Below are 14,872 nucleotides of genomic sequence, written 5' to 3' on the forward strand. Positions count from 1 at the left end.
CTCATAGCTGGCGGGAAAAACCGCCTGAGACATCCAGCGCCGCCCCGGTCGTGAAAGAGGCCAGCGGCGAGGCGAGAAACAGCAACGCGCGCGCCGCCTCTTCCGGCTTGCCAAGCCTTCCGAGCGGAATACCGCGCCGCCGGGCCAGCGCAGTCGTCCACTGCTCCCAGCTGAGATCGCGATCTTCACGCTGTTCAAAGCGCCGCCGCCACTGCCCGGACTCCACCATGCCGAGCAGGATCGAATTCACCCGAATACCTTTGCTGACCAGATCTTTCGACAGGGTCAGCGTCATGTTTAACAGCGCAGCACGCGCCGCAGAGGTGGCAATCATGTGCTCCTCCGGCTGGCGCGCCAGCAGCGAATTGACGCAGGTCACCGAAGCCATATCCGACTGTTCCAGCCACGGCAAAAAAGCCTGCAGCGGGTTGAGCACGCCAAACAGTTTCAGCTCTGCTTCATGCAGCCAGGCATCGCGCGGCGTGTCTGCGTAGTTCGCCACATAGCCCTGCCCGGCGTTGTTGATCAGCATATCCACCGCGCCAAAACGTTTGCTGACCGCCAGCGCAAAGCGCTCAACCTGCTCCGGCACCAGCACGTCACAGTGGTGCGCCAGCATATCGGCCTCGGGGAACTGCTCACGCAGCCTGGCCTGCGCACTGGCTAGTCGCGCCGTGTCGCGCCCGCAGAAGGCCACTCTGGCGCCGGCGGCCAGCAGCAGCTGTAACGTGGCGAAGCCGATACCGGAGGATCCCCCGGTGACCACCGCCACGCGCCCGTTAATTTGCAGGTTCATTTTCGGCCTCCGTAATACGCTGCAGCTGGCGATTAAAAAACGCCGCATTATCGAGATAGCAGGCATGCCCGGCAGTCGGGATCGTCAGGTAAGGCAGGCTCCAGCGGCGGGCAAGCTCACGCACCGCCGCTGGCGGCGTAATCTCATCCAGCTCACCGCACCACACCTCTGTCGGGCAGTGAATATCCGCCAGCCAGTGATGGATATCCTCCGTTGCCAGCATGGATGCCGCCTGCAAATACCCCGACGCATTCAACCGCCGCATGCCCGCCGCCACCGTTGCGATATCGCGTTCATCGGCCAGCGGGCGCAGCAGATGGGCGGCGCGGCTGTCGGCCAGCTGCCGTAAACCGCCGGACAGCTGCTGCTCGCGCTGTTCCATCACCTGGCGCTGCTTTTCAGGCGGCGCACTGCCGTAGCCCTGCGCCGGGTCGGCCAGCACCAGCCGCGTGACGCGGTTTGGATATCGCACGGTAAAAGCACTGGCCACCAGCGCCCCCAGCGAATGCCCTACCACCGCCGCACGCGAGATATGGGCATCATCCAGCATCTGCGCCAGCACATCGGCATACAGCGCGGCGGAGGGATGGGGGTGAGTGAGCGGCTGGCTCTGCCCGTAACCCGGCGCATCCCAGGCCAGCATGTGGCAACACTGCTGCAGGCCGCTGTTATTCAGCTGCTTATGCCAGTTGCCGCTGCCGGAACTGATGCCGTGCAGCAGCACCAGCGCCGGTCCATTTCCGGTTTCCCACCATTGGATCATTGACGTTTTACCTTAGCCAGCGGGTGATCGTGCGGATAGGTCGGGATATGCGGCTGCGCGGTGCCCAGCATCACGCACATCAGCGCTTCCTCTTCGCCGTGATTAAACAGACCGCGATAAATTCCGGCAGGAACGGAGATCAGGTCACGTTCGTTGAGCACCGTTTCACAGTAGCTGTCGCCATCTTTGACCATCAGCGTGATGCAGCCTTTCAGCATGAAAAACACCTCCTCCACATCGTCATGCAGATGCAGCGGCCCTTCACTTTTTGCGGGCAGCACCATGGTTGAGAAGGTGAAATGCTCGGCCGGCACGGTGTTGGTATCTGCGGAGACGCCGGTCGCCCCGGTGCCGATATAGCGCATCTGCGCCCGGCGGTATTTCGGGTCGAAATCGGCCTGAAACTTCAGGGCATTCCAGTCATATTTGCGCCCGGAAAAACGCGCAATGCGCGACTCTACCCACTCATCCATCGGCAGGTTGGCGGGTTTTACAACAGCGTTAGATTTAGTCTCTGACATGATGAGTACTCCTCAGTAACGTTTCAGGATTGGCAGTAACAGCACGCAGCCCGCTGCGGCCATCACCACCAGAAACAGCAGGCCGCTGTCCATGCTGTGAGATTCGGCGATTAATGCCCCCATCAGCAGGGGTGCCAGCGCCCCGGCAAAATTCCCCAGGCCGTTGAAAACGCCCCCCGCGGTAGCGCTGACGCTGGGCGGCGTGGCTTTCGCCAACAGGGCAAAAATATTCGGCGCCCCGGCTCCCCACATAAAGGTGCTGAAGCTCATGGCGGCAATCACCTGCGCGGTTTGTTGCAGGTGCAGCACCGCCAGCAGGCCAAGTGATGCACCCGCAAGCGAGATAAAGCAGGCCAGTGCCCGCCGGTCGACGCGGTCGGAGAGCCAGGCCCCCAGCCCTTCCCCCACCAGCATGGCGATAAACGGCAGCGACGAGAGCCAGCCGACGTCGCGCAGGTGGATGCCGCGCCCCTCGACCAGATAGCTGGGGAGCCAACCGTTCACGCCCCACAGGTAAGTGAGAAAGGTGATATTGCACAGGCAGATAAGCCAGAAGTGACCGCTGCGATACAGCACTGCGCGCGCGGCTTTACGCGGTTGTGTACTGCTGCAGGTGCCTGGCGATCCGCGGCGAATATTGCGCAGCGCCAGGCATACCCAGCCCACGACGGGCAGCGTCAGCAGCGCCATAAACCAGAAGGTGCTCTGCCAGCCAAACCGGCTGAGGATAAACAGCGAGAGGGGAAACCCGATGGCAGCACCAATCGGCGTTCCCAGCAGCCACAGCATGGTGGCGCGGGCCTGCAGGTGCTGCGGGAAGTTATTGCGCACCACGGCAAATGCCAGCGGGAACAGCGGCCCTTCCGCCACGCCAAGCGCGATGCGCAATCCCAGCATGGTCCGGTAGGAGTGGCAGAAGCCCATCGCCACCATCAGCAGGCACCACAGCAGCATCATGCCCGCCAGCAAACGCAGCGGATTGATGCGGTCGCCCAGCCCGCTGAGCAACATCGAAGAACAGCCATAGCTGAGCAGAAAGGCGCTCATTAACAGCCCCAGCCGCGTGGTGTCGAAACTCAGCCCCATCGCCTGCTGAAAGTGCACGTCAGAAAACAGGGCGGCAATACTCACCTTGTCGAAAAAGGCCAGCAGCACGCAGGCAAATAGCGCCAGCGGGATCGACCAGCGAACGGTTTCAACCTGCCCGGCTGCCGCAAGCGGCGGGTGTTCAAGTGTGCTCATCTGCCTGGCCTCCGGTTAACGTAACGACATCAGTGAAAAGTCGGGGTCAGCCAGCTGCGCCGCATCCAGCGGGCGCTGAGCCAGCATCCAGCGCTTCGCCAGCTTAATGCTGCGCGCATCGTTAAATGCCACCAGCTGCTGCAGGCGGCTGTCCGCGCCGAGACGGAACCACAGCCCACCTCCGGGCTGCGGCCTGACAATGGTGCTTGCCGCGTCACCGGGCAGGCCGAGGATCTGAATATTGACGTCGTATTGATCCGACCATAGCCAGGGGATCTCGCCATACCCTTCAGCCTGCGGATCAAGCATCGCCTGCGCGGTGGCAATGGCCTGATTTTGGGCAAAGGCCCAGGACTGCAGCGAGATACCGTATTGCGGATGGCGCGCCACATCGCCGATGGCAAAAATCGCCGGATCGCTGGTCTGCCCGTGGGCATTTACGACGATGCCATTCGCGACCTCAAGCCCGGCCTGCTGCGCCAGTTCAAGATTTAGCTCAATCCCAATCCCCACCACCACGCGGTCAAAGGTTTCGGCTTCGCTGCTCGCGCAGCTCAGCTGTGGCCGATCGTGCTGTTGATGAAGTACGATTTCACCGCAGTCGAGATGCAGCCGCACCCCGTGCCGCTGATGTAGCGCCAGCAGCGCCGCCGACACCGCCGGGTCAATACTGCGCTGGCACAGTGCGGGCTGGCGCTCAAACACCGTGACGTCGATACCTTTGCTGCGGGCCGAAGCGGCAATTTCTAACCCGATCCAGCCGCCGCCAACCACCGCCAGGCGCTGGCAGTCGTTTAGCCCGGCTTTCAGCGAGATGGCGTCCTGCCAGCTGCGTAAGGTGTGAATACAAGGATGGTTTTGCCACTCGCGCCCCGGCAGGCGAGGACGGCTACCGGTAGCAATCAACAGCCGATCGTAGGGCAGCTGCTGACCATCGCTGAGCAGCACGCGCTTTTGAGCGCGCAGGATCTGCTCGGCGCGCAGCGGGCGATACCAGCTGAGATCGAGCGCCGCCTGCACAGGCTCGCTAAACAGGCGGGTCAGGGCGACCTCCTCCTGCAACAGCACACTTTTCGACAGCGGCGGTCGTTCATAAAAGTCCCACGGCTCGTCGGCCACCACGCTGATAGGCTGGTCGTAGCCCCTGTCGCGCAGGGTTTTCGCCGCCCAGCCGGCCGCCTGCCCGCCGCCGATAATCACAATCCCGGCGCTCATAGCGCCTCCTCACTCTTCAGCTGGCGGCGAGTGGTGTAATCGATGCCCCCTTCTACCGCCCATTCAGTAAAGGAGACCAGCGAGTGCTCCAGCTCACGCGGCTGCCAGTTTTCCGTCAGCCAGTCATCGTTGGTGTAATACTCGAACGCCCCCCCAGCCGGGCTGTTGACGTACCAGAAATAGGCGGAAGAGACCGGATGGCGGCCGGGGCCAATAAAGGTGCTCCACTGCTGTTTGTTCATCGCCAGGCCACCGCCAACCACTTCATGGATATCGCGCACGGTAAACGCCACGTGGTTCAGGCCGCGCTTACCATTCGGCAGCTGCAGGAGAAACAGGGTGTGATGGCCACCGCGCTGCTGAGCCCGCAGGAACACCGCGCGATTGATGTAGCGGTCAGAAACCTCGAAGCCGAGCACCTCGCGATAGAACTTCTCCGTCTGCGCCAGGTCACTGACAAAAAACACCACGTGACCAATATTGATTGGCGTTGCCTGGGAATAGACCGGGCTCGGCTGGTCGATACGGCGAATATCGTCCCACTGGTTGATGCCCGGAACCTCGAGTTCGACCTTACGCTGCTGGCGGACAACAATACGTAGCGCCATACCATTAGGATCGGTGCAGTACAGCGCCCCGCCGCGCTCCTGGCAACTGGGCTGGTCGCGCATTTTTTGCGCAATAGCGGCCAGTGCCGCTGCATCTTTAACCCCCCAGGTGACGCGCCGCAGGGTGGAGCCTGCTTCGAAGGCCGCTGGCAGGTCCGGGTTGTCCAGCGGGGTGAATTCAACCTGTGCGCCGCTCAGCGTTTGAAACAGACGATCGCTGCCGTTCACCGGCGACAGGCCAAAATCACGGATGAATTTGCTGCACAGTGCCGGGTCTTCAACGCCAAATTCCAGCTTTTCAATTCCAGTTACGCGCATGCTCTCTGCCTCTTTTTTGTTCAAAATGACGAATCCGGACGTAGAGATCCCCGACGCGGTTAAGCGCCTGAAAAATTTACGCAGTGAATGGGTTAGCCGGCCTGGGCGTGATGCCCTAACAGGCCTGAGATTTTCGTCGCGGCATCGGCCACCAGCTGCTGCAAATGCCTGCGGTCAGCGGCCGGAATTTCGTGCATTGGCACCATGATGCTGACCACTGCCGCCACCCGACTTCTGGGCCCGAAGATCGGGTAAACAATCGACGAAATTCCAGGGCGAAAGAAAGATTCACCAATCACATAACCGCGCTGGTTATCCTGCTGCACCATCTCCCACAGCGTCTCACGATCCTGGGATGGCACCTGGGCCGCGCCCGCAATCAGCGGCTCCGGATAGAGTTGTTCAAAATCGCTGCGGTTCAGATCGGTGAGCAGCACCCTGCCCAGCGAAGTGCAGTGAACCGGTAGCCGTGAACCGACGCTCACCTGATTGATGCGCGCCCCTGCGGCGCTGACGCGGGCGATGTAAATCAGATCGCGCCCGTCGCGTATCGCCAGATGGCTGCTACACTGGCTGCGGTCGCGCAGCTGCTCAATCACCGGCTGCCCCGCCTGCGCCACATCCAGCGAGGCGATATACTCAAACCCCAGCCGCAGCACCATCATGCCAAGAGTAAAAGTGTTGTTACGCGGGTTACGCTGTAAGAAACCCAGGTGCTCCAGAGTCTGCACCACGCGGTAAGCGCTGGCTTTTGGCATGTCGACCAGCCGGTGCAGCTCGGCGAAGGTCATTTCGCGCTGCTGCTCGCTAAAGGCGAGTAGCAGCTGCAACCCGCGATCTAATCCCGGGATCAGATAGCGGCAGCTTGATGCTTCAGACATGAAGACTCCTGCACATCAGTTAAAAACAAATCCACCGTTAACCGGCAGCAGCTGCCCGGTAACGAAGTCAGACAGCGATGACAACAGCCAAATCACGCTGCCGCTGACGTCCTGCGGGTGCTGCGCTCCGGCGAGCGCGCGCCCCTGCTCATACAGCTGATGCCGGGCCGCTGGCACGTACTCTGTGGCGGCGACCCGCGTCAGCCCCGGGGCAATGGCATTGACGCACAGCCCGCGCTCTCCCAGCTCCCGCGCCATTGAGCGCGTCATGGCAATAATCGCGCCCTTACTGGCAACATACGCCAGCAGGTTCGGTGCGCCCCACAGCGCGGTATCCGAGGCGACGTTGACGATTTTTCCGCCGCGTTTCATCAGTGGCACCGCCGCTTTTGAAACCAGCCAGCTGCCACGCACATTGACCTGCATTACGCGGTCCCACAGCTCAATGTCGTAATCCAGCATGCTTTTGCCACCGACGCCGGTCGCCAGCGCGCCATTATTAACCAGCCCGTCGAGGCCGCCCTCGCGGGCGACAAGCTGCATAACGTCGACAATCGCCTGCGGATCGGCAATATCCAGCGGCAGCGCTTCGACTTGCGCCCCCTGCTCACGCAGCTGCTCAGCGCTGGCTTCCAGCTCGCCGGCCAGAATATCGAGCATCACCACCCGTGCCCCCTGCGCGGCGATGTCCTGCGCAAACTGCCAGCCCAGGCCACGCGCTGCACCGGTTATCACGATGCGTTTTCCTGCCAGCAGCCCGCCCATCACGGCGTCTCCTGGGGGGCTAACTCTGCCAGTCTTGCCAGCTGCTGCTTCGCCGCTTTCTGCATACTGCGGCGCAGGCGTGACAGCCCGACATCGTGCTGATAGAGATATTCATGGTCACGCGCAGCCGGGGCCATTGATTCGAGGATCACCCGGTCCTGCTCCAGTACGTCCCAGTGCAGCTTCTCCAGCCGGTTGCGGTAGAAGAAGCGCCACATATCACGCTGCCAGCCTTCAACCTGGCGAATGCGCCAGAAAAATACCCGGCAGCGATTCTGCTCTTCCGGCACTACCATGCCAACAATCCAGAACGGGCCGCCCGGTCCGAAACGTTGCTGATAGGGGATCGACAGCCGCATCCACTGCGCTCCGCTTTCGCCAAACTCTACCCAGTCGAAATTCACCCCTTTTTGCCCATCCTTCTGGAACACAAAACCGGTTTCGGTTGGCTGCAGCGACATATCCGCCTTGTGGTCGCCCTCCGCCATCGAGTGCGAAGAGGAGTGCAGATAGGTGCCGTGCATCGGATCCATCACGTTTTCCAGCGCGTACTGATAATTGCAGTTCCATGCAGCGGTGCAGAGGAAGTTGCTGTAAGACTTGCTGTCGGCCAGCTCCTGCGGGAACACCAGTTCCGCTGGCGGATCCTCTGCGGTAACGCCAAACCAGATAAAGATTGCGCCATGCGCTTCCTGCACCGGATAGGCGCGCACGCACTGCTGCCCAACCAGCGGGCAGCGGTCGACGGCCGGCACATCTTTCACCGTACCGCTGCCCGCCACTTCCACCCCGTGATACCAGCAGGCAATACGGTCGCCGAGGTTCCAGCCCATCGACAGGCGCGCACCGCGGTGCGGGCAGCGATCTTCCAGCGCCTGCAGTTTGCCTTCGGCATCACGCCATACCACCAGCTGCTGGCCCAGCCGTGTAATGCCCACCGGCGCGGAGTGCACTTCCCAGCCCGCCAGCACCGGATACCACAGGCCGCGTAATCCTTGATCGAGATATTTCTGTACGTCAGTCATCTTCGCCCCCTGTCAGTAACCGTTGACCTGTAGAAATTCGCGCAGGCTGGCATCGCTCCACGGCTTACCGCCGCGATCGAAGACCCGCTGCTGATTAAGCGCCGCCACCAGCTGCTCCAGGGTATTTATCTGCTGGGAAAACAGCGTTTCCAGCGCGCTAATCAGGGCGATTTCAAAGGCGTCAGGCTCACGACGACGCGTCTGCCAGATGATATTTTGATATTCACCCGGCTGATGGATGGCACCGTTCCCCCCCTCTTTCGGGGGAGTGAATTGCCAGCTCTGCGGCAAATGTGGATTAAATTCCGCTTGATTGCTCATGGTTGCTCATCCTCCGCAACGACAGTGATTTGTATTTGGTTATCGACTATCCGTAATGGATAGCGTTTCAGGTCGCGCTCCCCCGGCTCGCGCAGGCAGCGTCCCGTTCTGATATCAAAAACAGCCTCGTGCAGCGGGCACTCCACTTTGCCATCCTCAACAAACCCCTGGCTCAGCAGGGCGTAAGCATGTGGGCAGATATCCTCCAGCGCGTAATATTCACCATCGACCAGATAAATTCCGATCTCCCGGCCATCAATATTGCCGGTGAAGGGAAAATCGGCCTGCACCTGCGAAATATCACAAATAGGGCTCCAGCTCATTATTTAACTCCAGCATCTGTTTCAGATATAAAACTTTGTTTCCTATCTAATACGGTCAATATAGAAGCGGAGGGTTGAGCGTCAATAGGCGATATTTGCTAAAAATTAAATGAGATGATTTTTATTTAAAACAAACGTGCAAGAGATCACGAAATAAAATAATTTCACCGCAATAAATCAAATCTGTAGCAAAAACCAGATCCAGACAACAGCAGAGAAAAATACCCTTTTAAAACAGCAGCAAAGCCACCCTTTTCGGCATAATTAGTGCAAAAAGCATTTTCCAGAATTAATTATCACTGATGAATAAGAATAATAGAAAGTTTCACCAGTAAAACAATTACGGCGACTCCCGGCAGGGTTTTTAAAAAAAACGCTATTACCGGCAGCGTCACTTTTTCTTCGGGGTAAATTAAAAGCGGAGTTAATTTGGCGGGCCGACAGGGGAAGTGTTTACCCCGCAGCGCATTCCGCGCTGCGAGGCAGACGGATTAACCTTTGTTGGATGCCTGCACGTGCAGCATATCCAGCGCCAGGCTGGCTGCCGCCAGCGCGGTGATATCAGACTGGTCATAGCCTGGTGCCACTTCCACCAGGTCCATCCCCACGATATTCATACCCTGCAGACCGCGGATCAGCTTGCTGGCTTTATCGCTGGTCAGGCCGCCGATCACCGGAGTGCCGGTGCCAGGCGCATGTGCCGGGTCAAGGCAGTCGATATCAAACGTCAGGTAGATCGGCAGATCGCCAACAATCTGCTTCACCTGCGCCAGAATATCATCGACGCTGCGATCGTTGATCTGCGCGGCATCCAGCACGTTAAAGCCCAGTGACTTATCAAACTCGGTACGGATACCGATCTGCACGGAATGCTCCGGTGAGATCAACCCTTCCTGCGGTGCCGTATAGAACATGGTGCCGTGGTCAAAGGTCGGGCCGTTAGAGTAGGTGTCGGTGTGCGCATCAAAATGCACCAGCGCCATCTTACCGAAGGTTTTGGCGTGGGCGCGCAGCAGCGGCAGCGAGATGTAGTGGTCACCGCCAAAGGTCAGCATACGCTTGCCGTTCGCCAGCAGCTTCTCCGCGTGCGCCTGCAGCTTGTCGCTCAGGTCCTGCGAATCACCGAATGCATACACCAGGTCGCCGCAGTCAATCACGTTCAGGCGCTGACGCAGGTCAAACTCCCACGGCCAGCGGCAGCCTTCCCACGCGAGATTGGTCGAGATCTGGCGGATAGCGCCGGGACCGAGGCGGCTGCCCGGGCGGCCGGAGGTGGCGGCATCAAACGGTACGCCGGTAATCACCCACTCGGCATCGCTGTCGTAGGGCTGGAAGTTAACCGGGAAACGCATAAAACCAAAGGCGTTAGACACCAGCGAGTTATCGTACTGATTACCCAGGGTGTTATACATAGCTGTTCCTCTCTGACTGAGCAAAAAAAAGATGAAAAAAAATCCCTACCGCGTCGTTAGGCCCGACGAGGAAGGGATTGATTAAGCACTATTTTAACCTGGTTTAACGTTTAAAAATATCGTTAACAAAGCTACCTAAATCGGCAGAGCCGGACTTCACTTCTGGCTTCACTTCCCCGCCCGGCGAAATGCCGTCGACAAAGTTCGGCAGGAACTGGCTGAGCAGGTCAGCGGCACCCTGCCGATCGGTGCGCAGCTTGTCTGCCAGTGACTGGATCTCGCCACTGCCAAACGCCGACTCAATTTCACCGCTGCCAATCGCCGCATTCTGCCCGTTGCCAATCCAGGAGTTCAGAATGGCACCAAGACCGCCCTGCTGAAACTTATTGAACAGCACTTCAATGCCGCCCTGCTCCTGAATCCATTCCCAGATGGCCTGAAACTGTCCCACGTTAAGCCCACCGGCCGCGTTACCGCCGCCGTCGCCCAACGCACTTTTAAGAAAACCGTCAAGCAAACCCATATTCGACTCCTTAACTCTTGGCACTGAGTGCCTGGCTGGAGACTTCTTATTTGCTGCGCGCCAGCAAACGCGCGCAGCGCCGGAAGATTATTCGTCTTCCAGATAAGTGTAGCCGTATAACCCGGCTTCGAACTCTTCCAGGAACTGCGCACGCAGATCCTCATCCAGATCGCTCTGTTTGATCTGATTACGGAAGTGGGTCAGCAGCTCGGCCGGGTTCAGCTGCACGTACTCCAGCATGTCCGCCACGGTATCCCCTTCGTCGGACAGCTGAACTTCCACGCTGCCGTCAGGGAAGGCAAACACGTCGACCGCTTCGGTGTCGCCGAACAGGTTGTGCATGTTGCCGAGGATCTCCTGATACGCCCCTACCATAAAGAAGCCCAGCATCGGCGGGTTATCAATATCGTACTGCGGCATCGGCATGGTGGTGGCAATACCGTCGCCGTCGACGTAGTGGTCGATGGTGCCGTCCGAGTCACAGGTGATGTCCAGCAGCACCGCACGGCGCTCCGGCACCTGATTCAGCCCTTCCAGCGGCATCACCGGGAACAGCTGGTCAATACCCCATGCATCCGGCATCGACTGGAACAGTGAGAAGTTGACGTAAATCTTATCCGCCATGCGCTCCTGCAGTTCGTCAATAATCGGACGGTGCGCGCGGTTGCTCGGGTCCAGATGCTGCTGAATATAGTGACAGATGCTGAGATAGAGCTGCTCCGCCCAGGCGCGCTGGGTCAGATCGTAAGTCCCCTGCGAATAACCGGTATGGATGTCAAACAGGTCCATCTGGCTGTCGTGCAGCCATTCGCGCAGCGAGCGGCGGTTATTCGGCTCGTGCATCTCCTGCCAGGTATCCCACATGCTGACAATCGGGCGCGGGGAGTCTGCCAGCGGCGGCTGCGGCTCGCTGAACTCGTTGCGTTCCACACCAATGATGTTGGAAACCAGCACGGTGTGGTGCGCAGTCACGGCGCGGCCCGATTCGGTAATCACCGTTGGATGCGGCAGACCGTGCTCTTCGCAGGCATCGCCAATCGCCCAGATAACATTGTTGGCATATTCGTTCAGGCCGTAGTTGACCGAGCAGTCGCTCTGCGAGCGGGTGCCTTCATAGTCAACGCCCAGACCGCCGCCGACGTCGAAGCACTGGATATTAACGCCGAGCTTCGCCAGCTCAACGTAGAAACGCGCCGACTCGCGCACGCCGGTGGCGATATCGCGGATATTGGCCATCTGCGAACCGAGGTGGAAGTGCAGCAGCTGCAGGCTCTCCATGCGGCCCGCTTCGCGCATGATCTCCACCAGCTTCAGTACCTGAGTGGCAGAGAGGCCAAACTTGGATTTCTCCCCGCCGCTCGACTGCCATTTACCGGAGCCCTGCGAGGCCAGGCGCGCGCGGATACCGAGGCGCGGCACCACATTCAGGCGTTCGGCCTCTTCGAGGACCAGTTTCACCTCGGTCATTTTTTCCAGCACCAGATAGACCTTGTGGCCCATCTTTTCGCCGATCAGCGCGAGGCGGATATATTCACGGTCTTTATAGCCGTTACAGACGATCACCGAACGCGTCATGCCCGCGTGGGCCAGCACGGCCATCAGCTCGGCTTTAGAACCGGCTTCCAGGCCCAGCGGCTCGCCGGAATTGATTAGCGATTCGATAACGCGCTTATGCTGGTTAACCTTAATCGGGTAAACCAGGAAGTAGTCACCGCGATAGCCGTAAGACTCGCGCGCGCGTTTAAAGGCGGCGTTAATCGAACGCAGGCGGTGCTGCAGAATTTGGGGGAAGCAGAACAGGGCTGGCAAACGCTGGCCTTCGGCTTCGCGCTCTTTCACCAGCTTAGCGAGATCGACGCGCGCTTCCGGCACATCCGGATCCGGGCAGACGCTGATATGGCCCAGCTCGTTGACGTCGTAGTAGTTATTGCCCCACCAGGCAATATTGTAAGTGCGCAGCATGCGGCTGGCATCTTGATCGCTCATTGCTACCTCCTGCATCGAGCGGAGTACACCCTGTTCGCCAGCTGACGAACCCTTAATATTCTTCATGTCGTCAGACATCGCGAACCTCAAGTTGTAATGAAGCAAAACAGCCAGCAGCTACAGGAGCATCCTGTAGCAAGAAATCATCGACCGTCGCCCTTTTCAGCCCGACAGGCTGAGAGCGAAGAGTCGGCTTAGGAAGTATAACATTGTAAAACAAGTCGCGGACTCCGTATCAGCAGCCAGAGAGCCAACAGGGACAATACTCAGGATAATCCGAGAATATCGTGGTGTTGTGACAGTTTAACCAGTGTGTGGAAAAGCAAGAACTGAGGCTGAAAGTCAGTAAAAACACGGTGACTGACAGTCTGGTGCGGCGCAAGTCAAAACCGCAACGGCAGGCGCGGCGTTTTATACAGCTAACCCTGTGAAATTGCAAAATCTTACTGTGCTAAATGCGACCCCTGTCAGGATTAATTGCCGCTCTTTACGCTAACTGAAAAATCCTTTAAGCAAAAAAAACTGGCAATCCGCTTAGCGTGTAACCTAAAATAGCCATCCAGATGTTAATCCGTCTATACTGGTTAACTTCTATACCCTAAATAATTCGAGTTGCAGGAAGGCGGCAAACGAGTGAATCCCGATGAGCTTACAACAGTAAGTGATTTGGGTGAACGAGAGCAGCCAACGCGCCTGCAAGTTAAAGTATGACGGGTATAAGCGTCTTGCTCTACTGCTCATGGCTTTGCCTGTGGGGGCGCTAATTCTGAGTGACCGGCTGGTTTCCAGTCTTTGCGCTATGCAGTCGATCTTCCACCCGTTCAAGTCAAGGTAAAGAATAAAATGGCTAAACACCTTTTTACATCCGAGTCCGTATCAGAAGGACATCCTGATAAAATCGCCGACCAGATTTCTGATGCCGTGCTCGATGCCATCCTCGAGCAGGATCCGAAAGCCCGCGTTGCGTGCGAGACCTATGTGAAAACCGGCATGGTGCTGGTCGGCGGTGAAATCACCACCAGCGCATGGGTTGATATCGAAGAGATCACGCGTCAGACCGTGCGTGATATTGGCTATGTTCATTCTGATATGGGCTTTGATGCCAACTCCTGCGCCGTACTGAGCGCGATTGGCAAGCAGTCACCTGATATTAACCAGGGCGTTGACCGTACCGATCCGCTGGAACAGGGTGCAGGCGACCAGGGCCTGATGTTTGGCTATGCCACCAACGAAACCGACGTGCTGATGCCAGCTCCCGTGACCTACGCTCACCGTCTGGTGCAGCGCCAGGCAGAAGTGCGTAAAAGCGGCACGCTGCCGTGGCTGCGCCCGGATGCAAAAAGCCAGATCACCTTCCAGTATGACGACGGCAAGATCGTGGGTATTGACGCGGTAGTGCTGTCGACTCAGCACGCGGAAGATATCTCGCAGAAAGATCTGCAGGAAGCGGTGATGGAAGAGATCATCAAGCCGGTTCTGCCTGCAGAGTGGGTTAACGCCAGCACCAAATATCATATCAACCCGACTGGCCGCTTCGTCATCGGTGGCCCAATGGGCGACTGCGGTCTGACCGGTCGTAAGATTATCGTTGATACCTACGGCGGCATGGCTCGTCACGGCGGCGGTGCATTCTCCGGTAAGGATCCATCAAAAGTGGACCGTTCGGCGGCCTATGCTGCGCGCTACGTAGCGAAAAACATCGTTGCTGCCGGTCTGGCCGATCGCTGTGAAATTCAGGTTTCCTACGCTATCGGCGTGGCAGAACCCACCTCAATCATGGTGGAAACCTTCGGCACCGAGAAAATCTCCACCGAAACCCTGACCCTGCTGGTGCGCGAGTTCTTCGACCTGCGCCCTTACGGTCTGATCCAGATGCTGGACCTGCTGCATCCGATCTATCGCGAAACTGCCGCTTACGGTCACTTTGGTCGCGAACATTTCCCTTGGGAAAAAACCGACAAAGCAGCCCAGCTGCGTGAAGCTGCCGGCCTGAAATAACCTTTTCGGCTAACAGTTTCAAAGGGGTACCTTCGGGTGCCCTTTTTTTATTGGCGAGATGATAGCGGTTACATTTATAAATATCTTACTTTTCTGATAATTAAGATTTTCCTCTCTTAACATTTCGACATAAAATGCGCTATTTTCAGCACTGTCTGATGTTGATTGGGCTGCG

14 protein-coding genes and 1 pseudogene are annotated in these 14,872 nt (G+C 58.3%); 1 reads left to right on the plus strand and 14 read right to left on the minus strand.

Annotated features, from left to right (window positions below; translation table 11 throughout):
• Nucleotide 1 precedes the first annotated feature (1 nt).
• The 14 genes and pseudogenes from J2Y91_RS03875 to speA form a co-directional block, all read right to left on the minus strand.
• Nucleotides 2-796: an SDR family oxidoreductase gene (locus tag J2Y91_RS03875; protein WP_253537346.1), complete on the minus strand. Its 795-nt coding sequence runs from the start codon at nt 794-796 to the stop codon at nt 2-4.
• The gene (locus tag J2Y91_RS03880; RefSeq protein WP_253537348.1) at nt 780-1,559 is read right to left on the minus strand and encodes an alpha/beta fold hydrolase; all 780 of its coding nucleotides are present in this window, start codon (nt 1,557-1,559) and stop codon (nt 780-782) included. Before J2Y91_RS03880 ends, J2Y91_RS03875 begins: the two co-directional genes overlap by 17 nt.
• The gene (locus J2Y91_RS03885) at nt 1,556-2,080 is read right to left on the minus strand and encodes a cupin domain-containing protein (protein ID WP_253537352.1); all 525 of its coding nucleotides are present in this window, start codon (nt 2,078-2,080) and stop codon (nt 1,556-1,558) included. Before J2Y91_RS03885 ends, J2Y91_RS03880 begins: the two co-directional genes overlap by 4 nt.
• Nucleotides 2,081-2,092: 12 nt before the next feature.
• Nucleotides 2,093-3,277 (minus strand): annotated as a pseudogene (locus tag J2Y91_RS03890) (MFS transporter); the annotation flags it as partial.
• 60 nt (nt 3,278-3,337) lie between these two features.
• Nucleotides 3,338-4,537, minus strand: a complete 1,200-nt coding sequence (locus J2Y91_RS03895) for an NAD(P)/FAD-dependent oxidoreductase (protein WP_253537358.1) — start codon at nt 4,535-4,537, stop codon at nt 3,338-3,340.
• Nucleotides 4,534-5,463: a VOC family protein gene (locus J2Y91_RS03900; protein WP_253537360.1), complete on the minus strand. Its 930-nt coding sequence runs from the start codon at nt 5,461-5,463 to the stop codon at nt 4,534-4,536. The genes J2Y91_RS03895 and J2Y91_RS03900 overlap by 4 nt, the downstream gene beginning before the upstream one ends.
• A gap of 92 nt (nt 5,464-5,555) precedes the next feature.
• Nucleotides 5,556-6,344 carry an IclR family transcriptional regulator gene (locus J2Y91_RS03905; protein WP_253537363.1) on the minus strand — a complete coding sequence of 263 codons (789 nt, stop codon included), beginning with the start codon at nt 6,342-6,344 and terminating at the stop codon, nt 5,556-5,558.
• 15 nt (nt 6,345-6,359) lie between these two features.
• Complete coding sequence (locus tag J2Y91_RS03910; protein ID WP_253539445.1) at nt 6,360-7,109, minus strand: SDR family oxidoreductase; 750 nt, start codon at nt 7,107-7,109, stop codon at nt 6,360-6,362.
• The gene (locus J2Y91_RS03915; protein ID WP_253537366.1) at nt 7,109-8,134 is read right to left on the minus strand and encodes a Rieske 2Fe-2S domain-containing protein; all 1,026 of its coding nucleotides are present in this window, start codon (nt 8,132-8,134) and stop codon (nt 7,109-7,111) included. The genes J2Y91_RS03910 and J2Y91_RS03915 overlap by 1 nt, the downstream gene beginning before the upstream one ends.
• Nucleotides 8,135-8,146: 12 nt before the next feature.
• Nucleotides 8,147-8,455, minus strand: a complete 309-nt coding sequence (locus tag J2Y91_RS03920; protein WP_253537370.1) for a recombinase-like helix-turn-helix domain-containing protein — start codon at nt 8,453-8,455, stop codon at nt 8,147-8,149.
• Nucleotides 8,452-8,778 (minus strand): Rieske (2Fe-2S) protein, encoded by a 327-nt coding sequence (locus tag J2Y91_RS03925; RefSeq protein WP_253537373.1) that lies wholly within the window; start codon nt 8,776-8,778, stop codon nt 8,452-8,454. Before J2Y91_RS03925 ends, J2Y91_RS03920 begins: the two co-directional genes overlap by 4 nt.
• Before the next feature lie 491 nt (nt 8,779-9,269).
• Entirely contained in the window at nt 9,270-10,190 is a 921-nt protein-coding gene (speB, locus tag J2Y91_RS03930; protein ID WP_253537376.1) for an agmatinase, read from the minus strand.
• 103 nt (nt 10,191-10,293) lie between these two features.
• A complete protein-coding gene (locus tag J2Y91_RS03935; protein ID WP_494773783.1) occupies nt 10,294-10,737 on the minus strand; it encodes a YidB family protein in 444 nt (147 codons plus the stop codon).
• Between the two features lie 63 nt (nt 10,738-10,800).
• Nucleotides 10,801-12,777 carry a biosynthetic arginine decarboxylase gene (gene speA / locus J2Y91_RS03940; protein WP_253537382.1) on the minus strand — a complete coding sequence of 659 codons (1,977 nt, stop codon included), beginning with the start codon at nt 12,775-12,777 and terminating at the stop codon, nt 10,801-10,803.
• 765 nt (nt 12,778-13,542) lie between these two features.
• Here speA and metK point away from each other — a divergent pair.
• A complete protein-coding gene (gene metK, locus J2Y91_RS03945; RefSeq protein ID WP_048917242.1) occupies nt 13,543-14,697 on the plus strand; it encodes a methionine adenosyltransferase in 1,155 nt (384 codons plus the stop codon).
• Nucleotides 14,698-14,872: the final 175 nt, after the last annotated feature.

This window comes from Erwinia aphidicola (genome assembly GCF_024169515.1).
Classification (GTDB): Bacteria; Pseudomonadota; Gammaproteobacteria; order Enterobacterales; family Enterobacteriaceae; genus Erwinia; species Erwinia aphidicola.

What these genes read in the sequence shown, in the direction of transcription:
- J2Y91_RS03875 (WP_253537346.1), bottom strand. Translation starts at nt 796, where the DNA reads ATGAACCTGCAAATTAACGGGCGCGTGGCGGTGGTCACCGGGGGATCC.
- J2Y91_RS03880 (WP_253537348.1), bottom strand. Translation starts at nt 1,559, where the DNA reads ATGATCCAATGGTGGGAAACCGGAAATGGACCGGCGCTGGTGCTGCTG.
- J2Y91_RS03885 (WP_253537352.1), bottom strand. Translation starts at nt 2,080, where the DNA reads ATGTCAGAGACTAAATCTAACGCTGTTGTAAAACCCGCCAACCTGCCG.
- J2Y91_RS03895 (WP_253537358.1), bottom strand. Translation starts at nt 4,537, where the DNA reads ATGAGCGCCGGGATTGTGATTATCGGCGGCGGGCAGGCGGCCGGCTGG.
- J2Y91_RS03900 (WP_253537360.1), bottom strand. Translation starts at nt 5,463, where the DNA reads ATGCGCGTAACTGGAATTGAAAAGCTGGAATTTGGCGTTGAAGACCCG.
- J2Y91_RS03905 (WP_253537363.1), bottom strand. Translation starts at nt 6,344, where the DNA reads ATGTCTGAAGCATCAAGCTGCCGCTATCTGATCCCGGGATTAGATCGC.
- J2Y91_RS03910 (WP_253539445.1), bottom strand. Translation starts at nt 7,109, where the DNA reads ATGGGCGGGCTGCTGGCAGGAAAACGCATCGTGATAACCGGTGCAGCG.
- J2Y91_RS03915 (WP_253537366.1), bottom strand. Translation starts at nt 8,134, where the DNA reads ATGACTGACGTACAGAAATATCTCGATCAAGGATTACGCGGCCTGTGG.
- J2Y91_RS03920 (WP_253537370.1), bottom strand. Translation starts at nt 8,455, where the DNA reads ATGAGCAATCAAGCGGAATTTAATCCACATTTGCCGCAGAGCTGGCAA.
- J2Y91_RS03925 (WP_253537373.1), bottom strand. Translation starts at nt 8,778, where the DNA reads ATGAGCTGGAGCCCTATTTGTGATATTTCGCAGGTGCAGGCCGATTTT.
- speB (WP_253537376.1), bottom strand. Translation starts at nt 10,190, where the DNA reads ATGTATAACACCCTGGGTAATCAGTACGATAACTCGCTGGTGTCTAAC.
- speA (WP_253537382.1), bottom strand. Translation starts at nt 12,777, where the DNA reads ATGTCTGACGACATGAAGAATATTAAGGGTTCGTCAGCTGGCGAACAG.
- metK (WP_048917242.1), top strand. Translation starts at nt 13,543, where the DNA reads ATGGCTAAACACCTTTTTACATCCGAGTCCGTATCAGAAGGACATCCT.